The sequence below is a fragment of the Methylobacterium sp. AC433 genome (assembly GCF_979253015.1).
Window position 1 is genome coordinate 94,984 of the sequence record NZ_CEEDBN010000015.1, and the last position, 20,219, is coordinate 115,202.

At 71.1% G+C, this 20,219-nt stretch carries 21 protein-coding genes and 1 pseudogene; 15 read left to right on the forward strand and 7 right to left on the reverse strand.

From position 1 onward, the window contains the following. The first annotated feature begins 174 nt into the window (after nucleotides 1-174). From sfnG to AC0IWM_RS18915, 8 genes are all read left to right on the forward strand, one after another. Nucleotides 175-1,302 (forward strand): dimethylsulfone monooxygenase SfnG, encoded by a 1,128-nt coding sequence (sfnG, locus tag AC0IWM_RS18880; RefSeq protein ID WP_471757460.1) that lies wholly within the window; start codon nucleotides 175-177, stop codon nucleotides 1,300-1,302. Nucleotides 1,303-1,346: 44 nt separating this feature from the next. Next, on the forward strand, nucleotides 1,347-2,606 hold the full coding sequence (locus AC0IWM_RS18885; protein ID WP_471757462.1) for an SfnB family sulfur acquisition oxidoreductase: 1,260 nt from the start codon (nucleotides 1,347-1,349) through the stop codon (nucleotides 2,604-2,606). A gap of 198 nt (nucleotides 2,607-2,804) precedes the next feature. Beyond that, nucleotides 2,805-3,086, forward strand: a complete 282-nt coding sequence (locus AC0IWM_RS18890) for a hypothetical protein (protein ID WP_471757464.1) — start codon at nucleotides 2,805-2,807, stop codon at nucleotides 3,084-3,086. Nucleotides 3,087-3,200: 114 nt separating this feature from the next. After that, a complete protein-coding gene (locus tag AC0IWM_RS18895; protein ID WP_471757541.1) occupies nucleotides 3,201-4,412 on the forward strand; it encodes an acyl-CoA dehydrogenase family protein in 1,212 nt (403 codons plus the stop codon). Nucleotides 4,413-4,424: 12 nt separating this feature from the next. Continuing rightward, the gene (locus AC0IWM_RS18900) at nucleotides 4,425-5,012 is read left to right on the forward strand and encodes an SAM-dependent methyltransferase (RefSeq protein ID WP_471757466.1); all 588 of its coding nucleotides are present in this window, start codon (nucleotides 4,425-4,427) and stop codon (nucleotides 5,010-5,012) included. Further along, on the forward strand, nucleotides 5,009-5,749 hold the full coding sequence (locus tag AC0IWM_RS18905; RefSeq protein ID WP_471757468.1) for a cytochrome b/b6 domain-containing protein: 741 nt from the start codon (nucleotides 5,009-5,011) through the stop codon (nucleotides 5,747-5,749). The genes AC0IWM_RS18900 and AC0IWM_RS18905 overlap by 4 nt, the downstream gene beginning before the upstream one ends. Beyond that, nucleotides 5,742-6,482, forward strand: coding sequence for a molybdopterin-dependent oxidoreductase (locus tag AC0IWM_RS18910; protein ID WP_471757470.1), 741 nt, complete (start codon nucleotides 5,742-5,744; stop codon nucleotides 6,480-6,482). Before AC0IWM_RS18905 ends, AC0IWM_RS18910 begins: the two co-directional genes overlap by 8 nt. Nucleotides 6,483-6,698: 216 nt before the next feature. Continuing rightward, a complete protein-coding gene (locus AC0IWM_RS18915) occupies nucleotides 6,699-8,384 on the forward strand; it encodes a methyl-accepting chemotaxis protein (protein WP_471757472.1) in 1,686 nt (561 codons plus the stop codon). 87 nt (nucleotides 8,385-8,471) lie between these two features. Here AC0IWM_RS18915 and ureG read toward each other — a convergent pair whose 3' ends face one another. The 5 genes from ureG to AC0IWM_RS18940 form a co-directional block, all read right to left on the reverse strand. Beyond that, on the reverse strand, nucleotides 8,472-9,089 hold the full coding sequence (gene ureG, locus AC0IWM_RS18920) for an urease accessory protein UreG (RefSeq protein WP_200930031.1): 618 nt from the start codon (nucleotides 9,087-9,089) through the stop codon (nucleotides 8,472-8,474). Nucleotides 9,090-9,109: 20 nt separating this feature from the next. After that, nucleotides 9,110-9,784: an urease accessory protein UreF gene (locus AC0IWM_RS18925; RefSeq protein WP_471757474.1), complete on the reverse strand. Its 675-nt coding sequence runs from the start codon at nucleotides 9,782-9,784 to the stop codon at nucleotides 9,110-9,112. Beyond that, complete coding sequence (locus tag AC0IWM_RS18930) at nucleotides 9,777-10,319, reverse strand: urease accessory protein UreE (RefSeq protein ID WP_471757543.1); 543 nt, start codon at nucleotides 10,317-10,319, stop codon at nucleotides 9,777-9,779. Before AC0IWM_RS18930 ends, AC0IWM_RS18925 begins: the two co-directional genes overlap by 8 nt. A 166-nt stretch (nucleotides 10,320-10,485) precedes the next feature. After that, the gene (gene ureC, locus AC0IWM_RS18935) at nucleotides 10,486-12,213 is read right to left on the reverse strand and encodes an urease subunit alpha (protein WP_471757476.1); all 1,728 of its coding nucleotides are present in this window, start codon (nucleotides 12,211-12,213) and stop codon (nucleotides 10,486-10,488) included. Nucleotides 12,214-12,217: 4 nt separating this feature from the next. Next, entirely contained in the window at nucleotides 12,218-12,838 is a 621-nt protein-coding gene (locus AC0IWM_RS18940; RefSeq protein ID WP_056471139.1) for an urease subunit gamma, read from the reverse strand. A 219-nt stretch (nucleotides 12,839-13,057) separates the two neighbouring features. On the opposite strand from AC0IWM_RS18940, the pseudogene puuE reads away from it, so the two are divergent. From puuE to AC0IWM_RS18975, 7 genes and pseudogenes are all read left to right on the forward strand, one after another. Next, nucleotides 13,058-13,948, forward strand: a pseudogene (gene puuE / locus AC0IWM_RS18945) (allantoinase PuuE); the annotation flags it as partial. 18 nt (nucleotides 13,949-13,966) lie between these two features. Next, nucleotides 13,967-14,617: an HTH-type transcriptional regulator RutR gene (gene rutR, locus AC0IWM_RS18950; protein ID WP_471757478.1), complete on the forward strand. Its 651-nt coding sequence runs from the start codon at nucleotides 13,967-13,969 to the stop codon at nucleotides 14,615-14,617. A 253-nt stretch (nucleotides 14,618-14,870) separates the two neighbouring features. Then, on the forward strand, nucleotides 14,871-15,971 hold the full coding sequence (gene rutA / locus AC0IWM_RS18955) for a pyrimidine utilization protein A (RefSeq protein WP_471757480.1): 1,101 nt from the start codon (nucleotides 14,871-14,873) through the stop codon (nucleotides 15,969-15,971). Further along, nucleotides 15,971-16,723, forward strand: coding sequence for a pyrimidine utilization protein B (gene rutB / locus AC0IWM_RS18960; RefSeq protein WP_471757545.1), 753 nt, complete (start codon nucleotides 15,971-15,973; stop codon nucleotides 16,721-16,723). The genes rutA and rutB overlap by 1 nt, the downstream gene beginning before the upstream one ends. A 243-nt stretch (nucleotides 16,724-16,966) precedes the next feature. Continuing rightward, nucleotides 16,967-17,356 (forward strand): pyrimidine utilization protein C, encoded by a 390-nt coding sequence (gene rutC, locus AC0IWM_RS18965; protein ID WP_471757482.1) that lies wholly within the window; start codon nucleotides 16,967-16,969, stop codon nucleotides 17,354-17,356. Nucleotides 17,357-17,365: 9 nt separating this feature from the next. After that, nucleotides 17,366-18,145: a pyrimidine utilization protein D gene (gene rutD / locus AC0IWM_RS18970; protein ID WP_471757484.1), complete on the forward strand. Its 780-nt coding sequence runs from the start codon at nucleotides 17,366-17,368 to the stop codon at nucleotides 18,143-18,145. 92 nt (nucleotides 18,146-18,237) lie between these two features. After that, nucleotides 18,238-18,717 carry a flavin reductase gene (locus tag AC0IWM_RS18975; protein ID WP_056471228.1) on the forward strand — a complete coding sequence of 160 codons (480 nt, stop codon included), beginning with the start codon at nucleotides 18,238-18,240 and terminating at the stop codon, nucleotides 18,715-18,717. Between the two features lie 42 nt (nucleotides 18,718-18,759). On the opposite strand, the gene AC0IWM_RS18980 is transcribed toward AC0IWM_RS18975, so the two are convergent. Both AC0IWM_RS18980 and pucL read right to left on the reverse strand, forming a co-directional pair. After that, a complete protein-coding gene (locus tag AC0IWM_RS18980) occupies nucleotides 18,760-19,011 on the reverse strand; it encodes a hypothetical protein (RefSeq protein WP_471757486.1) in 252 nt (83 codons plus the stop codon). Nucleotides 19,012-19,373: 362 nt separating this feature from the next. Next, nucleotides 19,374-20,216 carry a factor-independent urate hydroxylase gene (gene pucL / locus AC0IWM_RS18985; RefSeq protein ID WP_471757488.1) on the reverse strand — a complete coding sequence of 281 codons (843 nt, stop codon included), beginning with the start codon at nucleotides 20,214-20,216 and terminating at the stop codon, nucleotides 19,374-19,376. Nucleotides 20,217-20,219 lie beyond the last annotated feature (3 nt).

Genomic DNA, 20,219 nt, shown 5'->3' on the forward strand with positions numbered 1-20,219 from the left:
TTTGCTTCCTTTGACGCCAGCACAACATCGCGCAATTCTAGGGCCGCAACGACAAACCGGGGCACAGGCGCGTATTAAGTCAGTCTTCACAGAGATGTGAGCGCTCCGCCTTTTGTATTCAATTGGTCGAATTCGAAAACCGGGACGCATGGCCTGTGCGTCTTGCCGGAACGCATGGGTGTGATCATGGGCTTTCAACCTGAACTCCGCGACGGGGGCGAACCGATCCGCTTCGCCTACTGGGTGCCCAACGTCTCGGGCGGCCTCGTCATCAGCAAGATCCCCCAGCGCACGGGCTGGGACGCGCCGTACAACCGGCGCCTCGCGCAGATCGCGGAAGCCGCCGGGTTCGACTACGCCCTGACGCAGATCCGCTTCACCGCCGGCTACGGCGCCGAGTACCAGCACGAATCCGTCGCCTTCAGCCACGCGCTGCTGGCCGCCACCTCGAAGCTGAAGGTCATCGCCGCCCTGCTGCCCGGTCCCTGGAACCCGACGCTCGCGGCCAAGCAGATCGCCACGATCAGCCAGCTCACGGAGGGGCGCATCGCCATCAACGTGGTCTCGGGCTGGTTCTCGGGCGAGTTCCGCGCCATCGGCGAGCCGTGGCTCGACCACGACGAGCGCTACCGCCGCTCGGAGGAGTTCATCCGCGCCCTGCGGGGAATCTGGACCCAGGACAACTTCACCTTCCGGGGCGATTTCTATCGCTACAGCGACTACACCCTGAAGCCGAAGCCGGCCGACCCGCAGCCGGAGATCTTCCAGGGCGGCTCGTCCCGCGCGGCCCGCGACATGGCGGCCCGGGTCTCGGACTGGTACTTCACCAACGGCAACACGCCCGAGGGCATCCGGGTCCAGGTCGACGACATCCAGGCCAAGGCGCGCGCCAACGGCCACGCGGTGAAGGTCGGCGTCAACGCCTTCGTCATCGCGCGCGAGACCGAGGCGGAGGCCCGCGCCGTCCTCCAGGAGATCATCGACCACGCCGATCCGGACGCCGTGAAGGCCTTCGGGCACGAGGCGAAGAACGCCGGCAAGGCCTCGCCGGAGGGCGAGGGCAACTGGGCGAAGTCGAGCTTCGAGGACCTCGTCCAGTACAACGACGGCTTCAAGACCAACCTGATCGGCACGCCGGACCAGATCGCCGAGCGCATCGTGGCGCTCAAGGATGCCGGCGTCGACCTCGCCCTCCTCGCCTTCCTGCACTTCCAGGAGGAGGTCGCGTATTTCGGCCAACACGTGATCCCGCGGGTTCGTGCCCTGGAGGCGGCCCGCCGCGAGCGCGCGCAGGCGGCCTGAGCCGCGCCGCGCCCCGCTCTCGTCACCCGATCCGGAGACACCGCATGAACATCGCCGTCAGCCCGCCTCCGCGGGACACCTATCGCTGGCCCGCCGGCGCGCCCGGTCCCGAGCGCCCGGCCGCGCCGGCCCACGTCATCCGCGACGCGGCCGAGGCCCTGCGCGTCGCCCAGGCCCTGGCGGAGGCATTCGGGGCCGGCGCCGCCGAGCGCGACCGCACCGGTCGCCGTCCCCTGGCCGAGCTCGACGCGTTCTCGCAGAGCGGCCTGTGGTCGATCAACGTGCCGCGGGCCCATGGCGGGCCGGGGCTGTCCTACCGGATCCTGGCGCAGGTCATCGCCATCGTCTCGGCGGCCGACCCGTCCATCGGGCAGATCGCCCAGAACCACCTCGGCATCGTGGCGTCGATCGACACGGTCTCGGACGAGGCCCAGAAGGCGCTGCTGTTCGGCCTCGTCCTGGCCGGCACCCGCTTCGGCAACGCCTTCTCGGAGATCGGAACGCCGCGGGCCGCCGACTTCAAGACCCGCTTCGTGGAGGATGGCGACCACGTGGTGGTGCACGGCACGAAGTTCTACGCCACCGGCGCGCTGCTCGCCCACCTCGTACCCATCGTGGCCCTCGATGGCGAGGGCCGGGCCTGGTACGCGATCGCCGAGCGCAACGCGCCCGGCCTGACCGTGATCGACGACTGGTCGAGCTTCGGCCAGCGCACCACCGCGAGCGGCACCGTGCAGATCGACGGCGTGCGCGTGCCCAGGACGCACCTGGTGCCGGCCTGGAAGGGCTACGAACGCCCGAGTGCCGACGGGGCGATCTTCCAGATCATCCAGGCGGCCGTGGATGCGGGCATCGCCCGGGCGGCGCTCGCCGAGACCATCGCCTTCGTGCGAACCAAGTCCCGCCCCTGGATCGACAGCGGGCTGGAGCGGGCCTCCGACGACCCCCACACCATCCGCATCGTCGGCGACCTCACGATCCGCCTGCACGCGGCCGAGGCGCTGCTCGACAGGGCCGGCCTCGCCCTCGACGCCGCCGTGGCGGCCCCAGACGCCGACACCGTGGCGGCCGCGCAGCTCGCGGTGGCGGAGGCCAAGGTGCTCACCACGGAGGTGGCGCTCAGCGCCAGCAACACCCTGTTCGAGCTCGCCGGCACCCGCGCGACGCTCGCCGAGCACAACCTCGACCGGCACTGGCGCAACGCCCGCACCCACACGCTCCACGACCCCGTGCGCTGGAAATACGCGATCATCGGCAACCACGCCCTGAACGGGGTGAATCCGCCCTTCCACGCCTGGAGCTGAGGGTGTGGGGTCGAAGGCGGCTGTGGGACGAAGCGGAGCCGGGTGTCGGTTCTCCTGAACGGCCGGACCTGCCGGCCGGGACACCGGAGGCCCGCGGGCGTCCAGCCGGTGCCGATCCTGACGCCAACAGGATCGCACCTCCACAGAACCCCGGCGTATCGGCGTGCGCGGCCGCACCGCCCGTGGGCCGACCGGCGCATGGCAGCGTTTCCTCGTGCGGATCTGCTCAATTCCAAGAAAGCCGCCCATCTTAAGATGGTCGTCATGGTTTTCGTCGCGGAATGCGGCGAAGCAGAACTGTATTCGGGAATCGGAACCGTGGATATCGAGACCGCCAAGATGCTGGTGGGGGCCGCCCTCATGGTGGCCATCGGCGCCTTCTCCGTGCTGACCGTGAGCGGGATGGTCCGCGCCATGGTCGCCGACCTGCGTGCCGGACGCGCGAACTCACGCGGCGAGACGGTCTCCGAGCCTCGCTAACGCGCCATCGGCCGCCGATCGGGACGGGCGCCGACGCGCTTTGACGCGGGGACAGGTCGGTTTGGTACGCAACCTGCCCCTGGCGGTCGCGCGTCCGTGATCCATGTCTCGATGATGAATGCCCTTCCGCAGGACTGCATCGACACCAGCCGCGCACGGATCGCGGCCGCCGCACGCGCGGTTTCGCGCCTCGCGGCCGAACGGGCCGACGGCCTCGACCGCGACGGCGGGTTTCCGGCCGAGGATGTCGCCCACGCCCATGCGGCGGGCCTGCTCGCGGCGCCCCTGCCGGTGGCGCTCGGCGGCGCCGGCCTCGATGCGCCCCACCGGGCGCCGGTCCTGGCCGATCTCCTGGCGCAGGTCGGGCGCGGCAGCCTCGCCCTCGGCCGGCTCTACGAAGGACACGTCAACGCCCTCGCCCTGGTGCTGCGCTACGCCGAGCCGGCGGTGGCCGAGCGCCTGGCCGCGGATGTCCGTGCCGGACACCTCTTCGGAGTCTGGAACACGCAGCCCCAGGCGGGCGGCCTCAGCCTCCAGGACGTCGGCGACCTCGGACTCGAGCCGGCGGGCGAGACGTGGATCCTGGCGGGGGTCAAGTCCTTCGCCTCCGGTGCCGGGGCCGTGACCCGGCCCCTGGTCACCGCGCGCCGGCCGGACGGCCGCCAGCAGATGCTCGTGGTGGATCTGGAGCCCGGCACCCGCGCCGACCTGTCCGGCTGGCGGGCTCAGGGGATGCGGGCCTCGACCTCGGGCGTCCTCGACTTCACCGGCCTGCCCGCCGGCTCCGGCAGCTTCATCGGCGGCCCCGACGACTACTTCTCCGAGCCGCACTTCTCCGGCGGCGCCTGGCGCTTCGCCGCCGTGCAGCTGGGCGGCATCGAGGCGGTGTTCGACGCCCTGCGGTCGCATCTGCGGACCACCGGACGCGGGGGCGACCCGCACCAGGCGGCCCGCCTCGGCGAGGCCGCGATCGCGGTGGAGGGCGCCCGCCTCTTCGTCGGGCACGCCGCGCGCCTCGCCGCCGACCCGGAGGCGGAGCCCGACCGGGTGATCGCCTACGTCAATCTCACCCGCCTCGCGGTGGAGCGGGCCGGGCTCGACGTCCTGGAGCGAGCCCAGCGCTCGGTGGGGCTCGCGGGCTTCCTCAGCCCGCATCCCCTGGAGCGGCTGGCGCGGGATCTGGCCACCTACCTGCGCCAGCCCGGCCCCGACCGGGCCCTGACCAGCGCGGCGGCCCACGTTCTCGCGGAGGGCCGGCCGGCGGACCTCCTCTGGCGCAACCCCGCCGGGGTGCCTATGCCTGACGAGGTTACGGCCGATCTGTAGGCGCTGACGTCCATGCCACGTTCCCCGCACACGCTGCCGCCGGACTACTTCACGGAGCTCTACGCCGCGAACCCCGATCCGTGGGACTTCGCCACCAGCCCCTACGAACACGCCAAGTACGACGCCACCCTGGCCGCCCTGGGCCGGGAGACCTACGCGCAGGCCCTGGAGGTCGGGTGCTCCATCGGCGTGCTGAGCCGCCGGCTGGCCGACCGCTGCGCGGCCCTGCTCGCCATCGACGTAGCGGACACCGCCCTCGACGCCGCCCGGGCCCGTTGCGCCCCGTGCCCGCATGTCAGCTTCCTGCGCGCGGCGGTGCCGGAAGCGTGGCCCCCCGGCCGGTTCGACCTCGTGGTGCTCTCGGAGGTGCTGTACTTCTTCACGCTCGAGGATCTCGCCCGCATCGCCGCACACCTCGCGGCGGCCTTGAACCCGGGCGGCGAGGTCGTCCTCGTCCATTGGCTGGGGGAGACGAACTTCCCCCTGAGCGCCGACGCGGCGGTCGAGACGCTGATCGGATTCACCCGGGGCCATCTTGAGCCGGGCCACCGGAGCCGCACCGAGCGCTACCGCCTCGACGTGCTGCGGGCGCCCGCGTGAGCCGGACGCCGAGGGCGGAGGAGCCCGGCCCGTCCCTGGTCCACCGGCACGCCGCCTGGGTGCGCCTGACCCATTGGCTCAACGCCGTCGCGTTCCTGGCTCTCGCGGTCAGCGGCGTCGCGATCCTGCTCGCCCTGCCGCGGCTGTTCTGGGGCGAGACCGGGGCCAACGGGGCGCCGGCGGCCCTCGACCTGCCGCTGCCGCTGAACCTCGAGCAGACGGGCTGGGGCCGCAACCTGCACTTCCTCGCCGCCTGGGTGCTCGTCCTCAACGGGATCGTCTACCTCATCGTCGCCTTCGTGGGTGGCCACTTCGCCCGCGACCTCGTGCCGGACCGCGACCAGCTGGCCCCGCGCCACCTCGCCCGCGAGATCGCCGATCACGCCCGCCTGAAACCGGCGCGCGGGCGCGAGGCCCTGCGCTACAACGCCCTGCAGAAATTCGCCTATCTCGTCGTCCTGTTCGTGCTGTTTCCGCTCATGGTGCTCACCGGGCTGACCATGTCCCCGGGCGTCACGACCGCCTATCCGGAGCTCTTCGCCCTGTTCGGCGGCCGGCAATCGGCGCGCACGCTGCACTTCCTCGTCGCCTGCCTGCTCGTGCTCTTCCTCATCGTTCACGTGGCGCAGGTCTTCGTCGGGGGCGTGGGCAACCTGATGCGCGCGATGATTACCGGCCGCTTCCGCGTTCCCCCGGAGACCACTCGGAAGACCCTGACGGAGACTCCCGATGCGTGACCTCTCGCGCCGCCGCCTCCTCACCGGCTCGGGCAGCCTGATCGGCGTCGGCCTCCTCGGCGGCTGTGATGCCCCGGCCCTGTCGCGGCTCGCCTCCCCCTACGACTGGAGCAACGGGCTGACCTTCGCGGTCCAGCGCTGGCTCCAGCGCCACCAGCCCCTGGTGCGCGAGTTCGGACCCGAATCGATCTCGGCGGTGTTCCCGACCATCAACACCACCGACCCCGACAACCCGGATTACCGGCGCTCGAAGGCGATCGGTTTCTCGGACTGGTGGCTGCCGGTCAGCGGCCTCGTGGACAGGCCCGGCGCCTTCTCGCTCTCCGACCTGAAGGCGATGCCCGCCCGCACCCAGATCACCCTGCATTCCTGCGAGCAGGGCTGGTCGGCCATCGGCGGCTGGACCGGGGTGCCCCTGGCCCATCTCCTCGCCCAGGTCGGGCTGAAGCCGGCGGCGCGCTTCGTCGTGGTGCGCAGCGTCGACGGCTGGTGGGACAGCTACGACCTGTTCGACGCCCTCCATCCGCAGACGATCCTGGCCTACGGCATGAACGGCGGTGACCTCCCGGTGGCGCACGGCGCGCCGGTCCGCCTGCGGGTCGAGCGCCAGCTCGGCTACAAGAGCCTGAAGTACGTCAGCGGCATCGAGGCGGTGGAACGGGTCGACGGCTTCGGCAAGGGCCGCGGCAGCATGGTCGCCGAGCTCGGCTTCCCCTGGTACGCGGGCATCTGACGTCCCGCGGCGGCCGTAACCGCGAGTCCCCGGATCGTATAGCGAGGTCCGGTCATCGTTGAACGCCCCGATGGGTACGTAACCGCTCCAGCGGTATCGATCGTTGGAAACAGAACCAACCAGTCATCGTTACGTTTCATGTCCGTTCGATAACGCCGTGTTAAACATGAAGCTGTTTCCTCCGGTCGGAATTCAAATCCGGACGGTCCCATAACGATGCGCGTGTCTCTGAAATCCATCCTGATCGGCTCCATAACTCTGCTCGGCGTCGCCGCGGCGGGTCAGGGCGTGGTCAGCGTCGTGAAGCTCAGGACGATCGAGCGCGAGGTGAAGGAGGTCGCCACGAACTGGCTTCCTTCCGTCAACGTCGTGAACACGATCAGCACGGCGACGCGCGACGTGCGGGTGAAGCTGTACCGCTTCGTCGTCGCCTCGGAGACGCCGCAGGCGCTGGCGGAGAACGAGGCGGGCCTGAAGACCGCCCTCAAGACCCTCGACGGCCTGCGCCGGACCTACGAGCCGCTGATCGGCTCCGCCGAGGAGAAGGCGATCTACGACGCCTTCACGCCCCTGTGGATGCGCTACATCGAGGGCCAGCAGAGGGTCATCGACCTCATGAACGCGGGCCGGAAGGCCGACGCCCTGGCGCTCACCACCAGCGCCGAGATGGCCGACCTGAACAACGGCGCCATCAGGGCCCTGCAGCGGGCCGTCGACTTCAACCGGGACGGGGCCGAGCGCAGCACTGCGTCGAGCATGGCCAGCGCCGACTCGGCCATGCTCACGGCCTGGATCGCGATGGCGATCTCGGTGGTGGCCGCCATCGGCGCGATGCTGTTCAGCCTGTTCGGCGTCGCGCGTCCGATCGAGCGCATGACCCGCACCATGGGCCGCCTGGCCGGCGGCGACACCGCCGTGGACATTCCGTCCCGGACCCGCCGCGACGAGATCGGCGACATGGCCGCCGCCGTGAGCGTGTTCCGGGACAACCTCATCCAGACCCGCGAGCTTGAGGCGGAGACGGTCCAGGCGCGGGCCGGAGCGGAGGCGCAGCGCAAGGCGGCGATGCGGGCGATGGCCGAGAGCTTCGAGGGGGCGGTGGGCGGCATCATCAGCATGGTGACGAGCTCGGCCACCGAGCTGCAGGCCACGGCCCAGAGCATGGCCGGCACCGCGACCCAAACGGCCAACCAGTCCACCAGCGTGGCCGCGGCCGCCGACGAGGCGGCCTCGAACGTCAACACGGTGGCGGCCGCGGCCGAGGAGCTCGGCTCCTCGGTGCAGGAGATCGGCCGCCAGGTCAGCAACTCGGCCGCCATGGCCCAGACCGCCGTGGCCGAGGCCGCCCAGACCGCGACCTTCGTGCAGACCCTCAACACGGCGGTGGCGCGCATCGGCGACGTGGTGACGATGATCACCTCGATCGCCGGCCAGACCAACCTGCTGGCCCTGAACGCCACCATCGAGGCGGCGCGGGCCGGCGAGGCGGGGCGGGGCTTCGCGGTGGTGGCGGCGGAAGTGAAGGAACTCGCCAACCAGACGGCGCGGGCCACCGAGGAGATCGGCGGGCAGATCGCCCAGATCCAGGGCTCGACGGGCCAGGCGGTGGAGGCGATCGGCGGGATCGCGGCGCGCATCCGCGAGATCAGCGGCGTGGCCACCTCGATCTCGGCGGCGGTGGAGGAGCAGGGGGCGGCGACCCAGGAGATCGTGCGCAACGTGGCCCAGGCGGCGCAGGGCACGGGGGCGGTGACGACCAACATCGCGGGCGTGGCCGGGGCGGCCGAGGAGACGGGCGCGGCCGCCGCCCAGGTGCTGGGCGCCGCCTCCGAATTGTCGCGCCAGTCCGAGCATCTCAGCGCCGAGGTCCAGCGCTTCCTCGCCACCGTGCGCGCCGCCTGAGGGCCTCGCCCGAGGCCGCACGACCCTCGGCACGGGACGGGCCCGGAGTAAGCCGGGCCCTTCGGCGTTTCGGGCTCGGCCGACGCCCTAGTTCAGGCCGCCGGCCTCGACCACGAAGCGCGCGATGGCATCCGCCCCGTGGCCGTCGCGGAGCGACGCGAACACGTAGGGCCGGGCGCCGCGCATGCGCTTCGTGTCCGCCTCCATGATCCCGAGATCCGCTCCCACCAGGGGGGCGAGGTCTGTCTTGTTGACGATGAGGAGATCCGAGCGGGTGATGCCGGGGCCGCCCTTGCGGGGGATCTTCTCGCCCCCCGCCACGTCGATGACGTAGAGGGTGATGTCGGCGAGCTCCGGCGAGAACGTCGCCGCGAGGTTGTCGCCGCCGGACTCGATCAGGATCAGGTCGAGCTTCGGGAAGCGCCGGCGCATCTCGGCCACCGCCGCGAGGTTGATCGAGGCGTCCTCGCGGATCGCCGTGTGCGGGCAGCCGCCGGTCTCGACGCCCATGATCCGCTCCTCCGGCAGGGCGCCGGCCACGGTGAGGAGGCGGGCATCCTCCTTGGTGTAGATGTCGTTGGTGATCGCGCAGATCTCGTAGGTGTCGCGGAAGCGCTTGCAGAGCTGCTCCATCAGGGCGGTCTTGCCGGAGCCGACGGGGCCGCCGATGCCGACGCGGAGGGGGCCGTTGGGAGAGGTCATCACAGGGTCCTCAAGACAGATCCTCAGGAGCGGAAGATGCGCGAATACTGGGTCTCGTGCCGGAACGAGCCGAGGTCGAGGTTCAGGGTGGCGCTGCCGAGATCGTCGAGGGTCAGGCCCGGGATCGTGCCGGCGAGCGCCGTCACCCGCGGCGTCAGGGCGGCGATGACCCGGGTGCCCGCGCTCTGGCCGATCGGCGCGCAGCGCAGGGCCGCCGAGACGAGGTTCTGCAGGAAGGCGAGGCCGAAGCCGGCGAGCACCGGGGCCGGCGCCATGCGGTGGGCGCCCGCCGCGAGGCCGACGGCGACGGGATAGGCCACCGCGCCGTCGAGGCCGGCCGCGAGGGCCGCGAGCCCGGGCGTGCCCCAGGCCGCCACGGTGGCGTCGAGGAAGCTTCGGCCCTGCTGGCTCGTCTCCAGATGCAGTTCGCGCGAGGGGGCCAGCGCCAGGGCGAGGTCGTTGACCTCGGCCAGCGCCGGCGCATCGCCGGCGAGCGCCGCCGCGTGCGCCTTTGCCAGGAGGATCAGGTCGTTGCGGCCCGAGCCGTGTTCGAGCACGTCGGCGAGCCAGTCCGTCAGCGAGGCCTCGTCGCCGACCTCGCCGCTCTCCACCGCGCCCTCGAGCCCGTGCGAATAAGCGTAGGCGCCCACCGGATAGCCCGGCGACAGCCACGCCATCAGGCGCAGGGCCTCAATCATGGTCGTGGTGATGTCCGTCGTGGGACTGGGCGTCGTGGGGATGGGCGTCGTGGGGATGGGCGTCGTGGGGATGGGCGTGGCCGTGGTGGTGATGGCCGGCGGCCTCGCCCGCATAGGCCCCGCCCTCCGGCCGGAACGGGCGCTCCACCGCCTCGGCGCTGCCGCCCAGGCCCCGCACCATCTCGGCGAGCACGTGGTCGAAGCCGATATACACCGCGTCGGCCCCGATCTCGGCCGGGATGTGCCGGTTGCCGATGTGCCAGATCAGGCGCTTGAGGGCGTGGTCGTCGGGCGCGCGGATCTCCAGCAGAGGCTCCGGCGCGGCCTCGACCCAGACGAGCCGGCCATCCTGGAGCACCAGGGCGTCGCCGTCGTCGAGGATCGCGGGCTGCTGCAGATCGAGCAGGAACGCCAGGCCGCCGACGGTGCGCATCGCCATGCGCCGGCGGTGCCGGTCCCCGTGGTCGAGCACGATGCGGTCGACGATCTCGCCGGCGAGCGCGTCGCGGCGCAGGACCTTCGTGGCGCGGATCAGGGCTGGGGAAGGAGCGTTCAGCATGGTCTCGCGCGCTGAGGCGGCGGGGTCCTGCGGGGTCGGGTTCGAGGCGGCCAGGGTCTTAAATCCTCGTCCAGGATGGGCGCCCCGGGACAGGGGCCGGTGTCTCCGGAAGGGCGCTCCCCCGCGGCGGAGCCACCCTCGCTCAGAACAGGAAGTACCGCTGCGCCATCGGCAGCACGTCGGCGGGCTCGCAGACCAGCAGTTCCCCGTCGGCGCGGACATCGTAGGTCTCGGGGTCGACCTCGATGGTCGGGGTGGCGTCGTTGAGGAGCATGCTCTTCTTCGAGATGCCGCCGCGCACGTTCTCGACGGCGACGAGGCGCTTCTGCAGCCCGAGGCGCTCGCCGAGGCCGTCCTCGATCGCCGCCTTCGAGACGAAGGTCAGGGCGGTGGCGAAGGGCACCCGGCCGAAGGACCCGAACATCGGGCGGTAATGCACCGGCTGGGGCGTCGGGATCGAGGCGTTGGGGTCGCCCATGGGCGCCGTGGCGATGGCACCGCCCTTGATCACGAGGTCGGGCTTCACCCCGAAGAAGGCGGGCGTCCACAGCACGAGGTCGGCGAGCTTGCCCGGCTCGACCGAGCCGATATGCGCCGAGACGCCGTGCGCGATCGCCGGGTTGATCGTGTACTTCGCCACGTAGCGGCGGGCGCGCAGGTTGTCGTTGCCGCTCGTGTCGCCGGGCAGCGCGCCGCGCTGGCGCTTCATCTTGTCGGCCGTCTGCCAGGTGCGGATGACGACCTCGCCGACCCGGCCCATGGCCTGGCTGTCCGAGGACATCATCGAGAGGGCGCCGATGTCGTGCAGGATGTCCTCCGCCGCGATGGTCTCGCGGCGGATGCGGCTCTCGGCGAAGGCGAGGTCCTCGGGGATGGCCGGGTCGAGGTGGTGGCAGACCATCAGCATGTCGAGATGCTCGTCGATGGTGTTCTTCGTGTAGGGCCGCGTCGGGTTCGTCGAGGAGGGAAGGACGTTGGCGAGCCCCGCCACCTTGATGATGTCCGGCGCGTGGCCGCCGCCCGCGCCCTCGGTGTGGAAGGCGTGGATGGTGCGGCCCGCGAAGGCCTTGATCGTGTCCTCGACGAAGCCGGATTCGTTGAGGGTGTCGGAGTGGATCATCACCTGCACGTCGTGGAGGTCGGCCACGGTGAGGCAGGTGTCGATGGCGGCGGGCGTGGTGCCCCAATCCTCGTGCAGTTTCAGCGCGCAGGCCCCGGCCCGGATCATCTCCACGAGGCTCTCGGGCCGCGCGGCGTTGCCCTTGCCCGCGAAGGCGAGGTTCATCGGGAACGATTCCGCCGCCTCGATCATCCGGGCGAGGTGCCATGGGCCGGGGGTGCAGGTGGTGGCGAAGGTGCCGTGCGCCGGGCCGGTGCCGCCGCCCAGCATGGTGGTGACGCCCGAGCACAGGGCCTCGTCGATCTGCTGCGGGCAGATGTAGTGGATGTGGCTGTCGAACCCGCCGGCCGTGAGGATCTTGCCCTCTCCGGCGATGACTTCGGTGCCGGGGCCGACCACGATGTCGACGCCCGACTGGATGTCCGGGTTGCCGGCTTTGCCGAGCCTGGCGATCCGGCCCTTCACGAGGCCGACGTCGCACTTCACCACGCCCCAATGGTCGAGGACCACCGCGTTGGTGATGACGGTGTCGACAGCGCCGTCCTGGTTGGTCAACTGGGACTGGCCCATGCCGTCGCGGATGACCTTGCCGCCGCCGAACTTCACCTCCTCGCCGTAGGTGGTGTGGTCGCGCTCGACCTCGATCACCAGGGACGTGTCGGCCAGCCGGATGCGGTCGCCGGTGGTGGGGCCGAACATGTCGGCATAGGCGGCGCGGGGGAGGGCGGCGCGGGGGGGCAGGGTGGCCATGGTGTCAGAGCGCTCCCATCACGTCGCCGCGGAACCCGTACACGGTGCGGCCTCCGCCCAGCGGCACCAGCACCACGTCGCGGGTCACGCCGGGCTCGAAGCGCACCGCCGTTCCGGGCGCGATGTCGAGGCGCTGGCCCCGGGCCTTCTCGCGCTCGAAGGTCAGGCCGGGATTGACCTCGTAGAAGTGGTAGTGCGAGCCGACCTGGATCGGCCGGTCGCCGACGTTGGACACGCTCAGCAGGGTGCGCGGCGCGTCCGCGTTGAAGACGATCTCGCCGGGCAGCGTGGTCACGGTGCCGGGCACCTCGGCCGAGGCCGCCCCCCGGATCGGGTGGTGCACGGTGACGAGCTTGGTGCCGTCCGGAAAGGTCGCCTCGACCTGGATGTCGTGGATCATCTCGGGAATGCCGTCCATGCACTGCTCGGCCGTCAGCACGTGCCCGCCGGCCTGCATCAGGTCCGAGACCGAGCGCCCGTCGCGGGCGCCCTCGACCACGAAGTCGCTGATCAGCGCCACCGCCTCCGGGTAGTTCAGCTTCACGCCTCGGCCGAGCCGGTTGCGGGCCACCTGCGCGGCCATGGCGAGGAGGAGCTTGTCCTTTTCGCGTGGGGTCAGGAGCACGGGGAACCTCGGGGCTTGGGCGCGGACGTCTCTGACGCGGACGTCTCGGGGGAAGGCAAGGACCGTGCGCGGCGGGGCCGCGCCTCGGCGACGCGGCGCGCATGGATGCATCCCTGGCGAGCGAGCGCAAGCGCCCCGCGGCCCGCCCGCCGGTTGACAGGACGCGGCTCCCCGGCCGAACAGCGAAGCCGATCTTCGTCGCAAGCCAAGGGCCGGCCGTTGACCTATCCCCGCGACCTCGTCGGCTACGGCCGCAACCCGCCGCATCCGCGCTGGCCGGACGGGGCGCGCATCGCGGTGCAGATCGTGCTGAACTACGAGGAGGGCGGGGAGAACTGCATCCTGCACGGGGATGCGGCTTCCGAGGCCTTCCTGTCGGAGCTCGTCGGGGCGCAGCCCTGGCCGGGCCAGCGCCACATGAGCATGGAATCTCTGTTCGAGTACGGCTCGCGCGCCGGGTTCTGGCGGCTCTGGCGGCTGTTCCGCTCGCGCAACATCCCCGTGACCGCCTTCGCGGTCGCCACGGCGCTCGCCCGCCATCCCGATGTCGCCGCCGCCATGCGGGAGGCCGATTGGGAGATCGCCTGCCACGGCCTCAAATGGATCGACTACCGGAACTTCACCCGCGCCGAGGAGAAGGCGCACATGGACGAGGCGATCCGCATCCACACCGAGATCACGGGCGAACGGCCGCGCGGCTGGTATACCGGGCGCTCCTCGCCCCACACCCTGGACCTCGGGATCGAGGCCGGGATGACGTATCTCGCTGATTCCTACGCCGACGACCTGCCGTACTGGATCGACGAGCCCAGCGGCCGGGGCCTCGTGGTGCCCTACACCCTCGACGCCAACGACATGAAATGCGCGGCGATCCAGGGCTTCAACACCGGCGAGCACCTGTTCACCTACCTGCGCGACACCTTCGACGCGCTCTACGAAGAGGGCGCGGAGGCGCCCAAGATGATGTCGGTGGGCCTGCATTGCCGCCTCGTCGGCCGGCCGGGGCGGATCGGCGCCCTGGTCCGCTTCCTCGACCACATCGCCGCCCACGACCACGTCTGGGTCGCCCGCCGCATCGACATCGCCGAGCACTGGATCCGGCACCACCCGCCGGCCTGAGGCTCCGCCATGAGAGAGATCCGCAGGGACGCCGCCCCACCCCCCGCCCGCCGCCGCCGCAAGGACGGCGAGGCGCGACGGGAAGCCATCCTCGATGCCGGGCTCGCAGTCTTCTCGAGCCTCGGGCTGCACGGGGCCAGCGTCGAGGGCATCGCCGAGCGCGCCGGCCTCTCGAAGACCAACCTGCTCTACTACTTTCCCTCGAAGGAGGCGCTCTACGTCGCGGTGCTGCGCCGGGTGCTTGCGGTCTGGCTCGATCCCCTCCAGTCCCTCGATGCCGACAGCGAGCCGGCCGCGGCGTTCCGGGGCTACATCCGCGCCAAGCTCACCCTGTCGCGGGACGCACCCCAGGCCTCGCGGCTGTTCTGCCTGGAGATCGTCCAGGGCGCGCCGCTGCTGCGGCCGGAGCTCGAGGGACCCCTGCGCGACCTCGTCGCGGCCAAGGCCGCGATCATCCGGGGCTGGAGCGCGGCCGGCCGGATCGGCCCGCACGACCCGCACCACCTGATCTTCTCGATCTGGGCGATCACCCAGCACTATGCCGATTTCGCCGTGCAGGTGGATGCCGTGACCGGGCGCGGGCTCGACGACCCGGACTTCTTCGAAGGCGTGGTCGCCAGCACCCAGGCCCTGATCCTGGCCGGCCTCGGCCTGCGCTGACCCCCGAAACGCCGCCCCCGGCCTGGGCAGGGAGCGCCCAAACGGCCGGCAGAACGGAGAGAGTTTAGGCAAGCGGCCCAAAACCGCCCGCGAGAGTTTGACCATTCGGTCCGAATGGGATTGGATCATCGCAGCCGGGGGCGATTCACAGTCTCCGCACCGTGTTCGACGATCCCTGGACTTGAACTGTCCGGGTCACGCTTTCTCAAAGTCTTGTCTTTATCCGGGCCAGGCCCGTGCGAGCGAGGTTGCCATGAATGTCGGCGTCTTCATCCCGATCGGAAACAACGGCTGGCTTCTCTCGGAGAACGCGCTGCAGTACAAGCCGAGCTTCGAGCTGAACAAGCAGGTGGTCCTCAAGGCCGAGGGCTACGGCCTCGACTTCGCGCTGTCGATGATCAAGCTGCGGGGCTTCGGCGGCAAGACCGAGTTCTGGGACCACAACCTCGAATCCTTCACGCTGATGGCGGGGCTGGCGGCCGTCACCAGCCGGATCAAGCTGTTCGCCACGGCCGCCACCCTGTGCATGCCCCCCGCCATCACGGCGCGGATGGCCGCCACCATCGATTCGATCTCGAACGGGCGCTTCGGCCTCAACCTCGTCACCGGCTGGCAGCGGCCGGAATATTCGCAGATGGGCCTCTGGCCGGGGGACGAGTACTTTTCACGCCGGTACGCGTACCTCTCGGAATACGCCCAGGTGCTGCGCGACCTGTGGGAGACCGGCGTCTGCGACCGCAAGGGCGAATTCTTCCAGATGGAGGATTGCCGCCTCAGCCCGCGCCCGCAGGCCGACATGAAGATCATCTGCGCCGGCCAGTCCGCGGCCGGCATGGAATTCACGGCGCGATACGCCGACTACAACTTCTGCTTCGGCAAGGGCGTGAACACCCCCACGGCCTTCGCCCCCACGGTGGAGCGCCTGGAGGCGGCGAAAGCCGCCACGGGCCGCGACGTCTCCTCCTACGTGCTGTTCATGATCATCGCCGACGAGACCGACGAGGCCGCCCGCGCCACCTGGGAGCACTACAAGGCCGGAGCCGACCAGGAGGCCATCGCCTGGCTCGGGGTCCAGGGCGCGGCCGACACCAAGTCGGGGGCCGATACCAACGTGCGCCAGATGGCCGACCCGACCTCGGCCGTGAACATCAACATGGGCACGCTGGTGGGCTCCTACGCCGAGGTGGCGCGCATGCTCGACGCGGTCGCGACGGTGCCCGGCACCGAGGGCGTGCTCCTGGTGTTCGACGACTTCCTGAAGGGCCTCGATGCCTACGGCACCCGCATCCAGCCCCTGATGACGAGCCGCGCGCACGTAGTGCCCAGCGCCGAGCCGATGGCGAAGGTGGCGTGATGGAGACGGTGGCCAAGCCCGCCGGCTACACCGACGCGGCTGGGCGCCAGGGGAGCCTCACCCTGGCGGCCCGGCCCGAGCCCATCGCCTTCGACGCGAGCGCCACCGCGCTCATCGTCGTCGACATGCAGAACGCCTACACCACGAAGGGGGGCTACCTCGATCTCGCCGGCTTCGACGTCTCCGGCACCGGGCCGGTGGTCGAGCAGATCGCCCGCGCGGTGCGGGCGGCGCGGTCGGCCGGCATCCGGATCGTCTGGTTCCAGAACGGCTGGGACCCGGATTACGTCGAGGCCGGGGGACCGGGCTCGCCGAACTGGCACAAGTCCAACGCCCTCAAGACCATGCGGGCCCGGCCCGGCATGAACGAACGCCTCCTCGCCAAGGGCACCTGGGACTACGCCCTGGTGGATGCCCTCAAGCCCGAACACGGCGACATCGTGCTGGGCAAGCCGCGCTACAGCGGCTTCTACAACACCCAGCTCGACAGCCTGCTGCGCGCGGCCGGCATCCGCACCCTGGTCTTCACCGGCATCGCCACCAACGTCTGCGTGGAATCGACCCTGCGCGACGGCTTCTTCCTCGAATATTTCGGCATCGTACTGGCCGACGCCACCCATCAGGCCGGTCCGCCGGCCCTGCAGGCGGGGGCGCTTTCCAACATCGAGACCTTCTTCGGCTGGGTCTCGGACGTCGCCGCCTTCGAGGCGGCTCTCGGGCCGGACCTTCGACGGACGGAGGCCGCGGAATAGGGCGGTCGATCCGTCCTCGCGCGGGGGCCTGTCCGCTCCCGAGCGTGGAGGCGGACCGCGCGTGTCCCACTCCCCTCTGCGGGGGGAAGGACAGGCCCTCGGGCGGGGTTCGTCCGGACGGCCGAGAAGAACGTCTGAAGCAGCGCGCCGGCAAGGGGCATGAGTGCCCCGTCGCGCGTCCCGCCACCGCCAAGCCCGGCCGATGTCCGGGCCGATCGAGTCGCCCTCCAGGAGTCCCCGACGATGCCCAAGACCGTGATCATCCCGCCCGGCACCGGCAAGCCGCTGGCGCCCTACGTGCCCGGCACCCTGGCGGACGGCGTGCTCTACGTCTCGGGCACGCTGCCCCTCGATGCCGACGCGAACGTCGTCCACGCGGGCGACGCCGCCGCTCAGACCCGGCACGTGCTGGAGACGATCAAGGGCGTGGTCACCGCCGCGGGCGGCACCATGGACGACGTCACCTTCAACCACGTCTTCCTCAAGGACTGGGCCGACTACGCCGCCATCAACGGGGTCTATGCCGAGTACTTCCCCGGCGAGAAGCCGGCGCGCTACTGCATCCAGTGCGGGCTCGTGAAGCCCGACGCCCTGGTGGAGATCGCCTCCGTGGCGCATGTGGGCGGGGCCTGAGGCTTCGCGATGGGCAGCGCGATCCACCATGCCGTGCACGGTACCGGCGACCGCACGGTGCTGCTGTCGCCGGGCCTCGGCGGCTCGGCCGCCTACTTCGCGCCGCAGATGGCGGCGCTGACCGAGCGGTTCCGCGTCGTCACCTACGACCATCGCGGCACCGGCCGCTCCGGCGGCCCCCTCGAACCCGGACACGACATCGCCGCCATGGCCCGCGACGCCCTCGCGGTGATGGAGGCCTGCGGCGTCGCCCGCTGCGACGTCGTCGGGCACGCCCTCGGCGGGCTGATCGGCCTCGAACTCGCCCGCACCCATCCGGAGCGCGTCGGCCGCCTCGCGGTGGTCAACGGCTGGGCGAGGGCGGATTCCGCGACGAAGCGCTGCTTTGCCGCCCGCAAGGTGCTGCTGGCCGAGAGCCCGGAGGCGTATGTCCGCGCCCAGGCGATCTTCCTCTACCCGGCGCCGTGGCTCTCGCAGAACGCGGCCCGCGTGGCGGAGGACGAGGCGCATGCCCTGGCGCATTTCCCCGGCCGCGAGACCGTGCTCGCCCGGATCGCCGCCCTCGAGGCCTTCGACCTGACGGCGGATCTCGAGGCGATCGGGCACGAGACCCTGGTGATGGCAGCGGATGACGACGTCCTGGTGCCCTATCTGTGCTCGGAGGACCTTGCGCGCGGCCTGCCGAACGCGCACCTCGACCGGGTCCCCAGCGGCGGCCACGCACACAGCGTCACCCGCGCCGATGCCTTCAACCGGACGCTCGTGGCGTTCCTCGACCGACAGGAGTGATCACCGTGAGCCAGACGAGGCCGAGCGAGGCGGCGCCCACATCCGTCGAGGCCGACGCCTGTGCCGTCGCGCCCGGCGCCTTCCGCGGCGCCATGGCGCGCGTGGCCAGCGCGGTCCACCTCGTCACCACCGACGGCGCGGGGGGCCGGGCCGGCTTCACGGCCTCGTCGGTGTGCAGCGTGAGCGACGGGCCGCCGACGCTGCTGGTCTGCATCAACCGGTCGTCCTCCGCCTACGCGGCGGTCAGCGCCAACGAAGGCCTCTGCGTGAACACCCTGGCGCACGACCAGGCCGGGGTCGCCGCCGCTTTCGGCGGGCGGACCCCAATGGCGGCGCGCTTCGAGGCCGGCACCTGGACCACCCTGATCACCGGCGCGCCGGCCCTTCTCGGCGCGCTGACGGCGTTCGATTGCCGCATCGTCGGCCGTCACCCGGTGGGCACCCACGACGTGCTCTACTGCGAGGTCGTGGGCCTCGCCGAGCCGGGCGACGGGCACGGGCTCGTCTACGCCGACCGGGGCTATCACACGGTGCCGCTCGGCGCGGCGGCCCCGCGGGAGGCCGCCGCCTGAGGGCCGGTCCGCCGCAGCGGTCCGGCCGCGCCGAGGCGAGGCCTACCAGCGGTCGCCGCGGCGGGCGCGGACCGAACCGGTGCTGATCTCGTCCTGGTAGCCCTGGGAAACGGCGGCCCGGGCGCGGCCGTCGCGCAGTTCGTGGACATTGCGGGCGCCAGCCTGCCCTTCGAGGCCACCCGGCGCCACGGCGGCGGGGATGCCGGCGGGGGCATTGTAGCTCTGGGCGAGGGCCCCCGAGGCGGACAGGCCCAGGGCGACGGCGAGGGCGGCGGTGAGACGGCGATGGATCATGGCGGTCATCCTGGATTGAACGGGTGCCGTGGAGACGCGAGGCGCACCCGCCGAGTTCCTAGAATTTGTGCATGTCCGCCGCATGAAACAACAGAGAATGCTTGCCGACTGTGCAATGAAGCGTGGTTACGCCGGCAATAGCCCGGCCAGTCGCGAGGCCCAGATCTGTCGTCCTATAATTTCTCGCGTTCGATCAAGCCCTTGCGCGAATGCCTCTTATTCCCGCAGCCTTCGCGGCGCGTTGGCATGATCTTGGAGCGGCAGGTGCGGCACGGCACACGCGTCCGCCCTCACGCGGCCCGAGAAACGCGCACAGGCAGACCGGAATCGGGCGCTTCGCCTCGTCCCCGGACGGCCGGCCGTCAGCCGGCGCGGCCGATGGTGGCCTCGATCTGGCCGTGGGGCTCGTCGGTGGGCAGGAAGACCTGTCCGCCATGGGCGATGCCGAAGGGCGCGAGGTTCATCGGGATGTAGTGCTTGTTGGGCATCGCGAACTGGAGCTCGGCGATGTCGGGGCGGGCCGCCAGCACCGCCTCGCCCATCCGGTACATGCTGTCCTGGACGCCGGCGCTGTAGGTGGTGGCGAAGACCGTGATCAGCGTGTCGAGGATGGCCGCGTTGGCCGCCACCGGATCGTCCGGCGGCGCGGTCCAGGTCCAGGTCGCGTCCATGCTGGTGGCGCAGATGCGGTCGTCGGTGTCCGGCAGGGTGCGGAAGGCGTCGTCGACGAAGTCGGACCAGCCGGATTCGGTGGTCTTCATCAGGGTGTAGCCGCGCAGGCCCGATTGCAGCACCGACCCGTCCCGGTCGGCCACCAGCCGGACGAAGGGCTGGCCGTTGCCGTCGAGGGTGAAGGTGTGGGGATGCGGCGCGCCGTCGACCGCCCGGCGCAGCCAGCGCGTCTCCAGAGCCTCAATGGTGACGGCGGCGACCTGCGGGTAGCGCTCCAGGAACAGGGCGGCGACGTGTCCGACGAAGGCTTCGGTCTCGGCCTCGACGTACTGGGCCGCCGTGATGTTGACGATGTTCTTGATACTGTCGGTGGCGATCACCTGGCGGTTGTCCGCCGCCGTCCAGGCCGCCCCGAAATCGCCCTCCAGCAGCACCGTGAGGGCGAGCTCGCGCACCGCGTGGCGCGTGCTCGCCCGGGCGAGCCGGAGCACCCGCACGCGGCCCTTGCCGTAGCGTGCCTTCGTCAGCGCCATGAT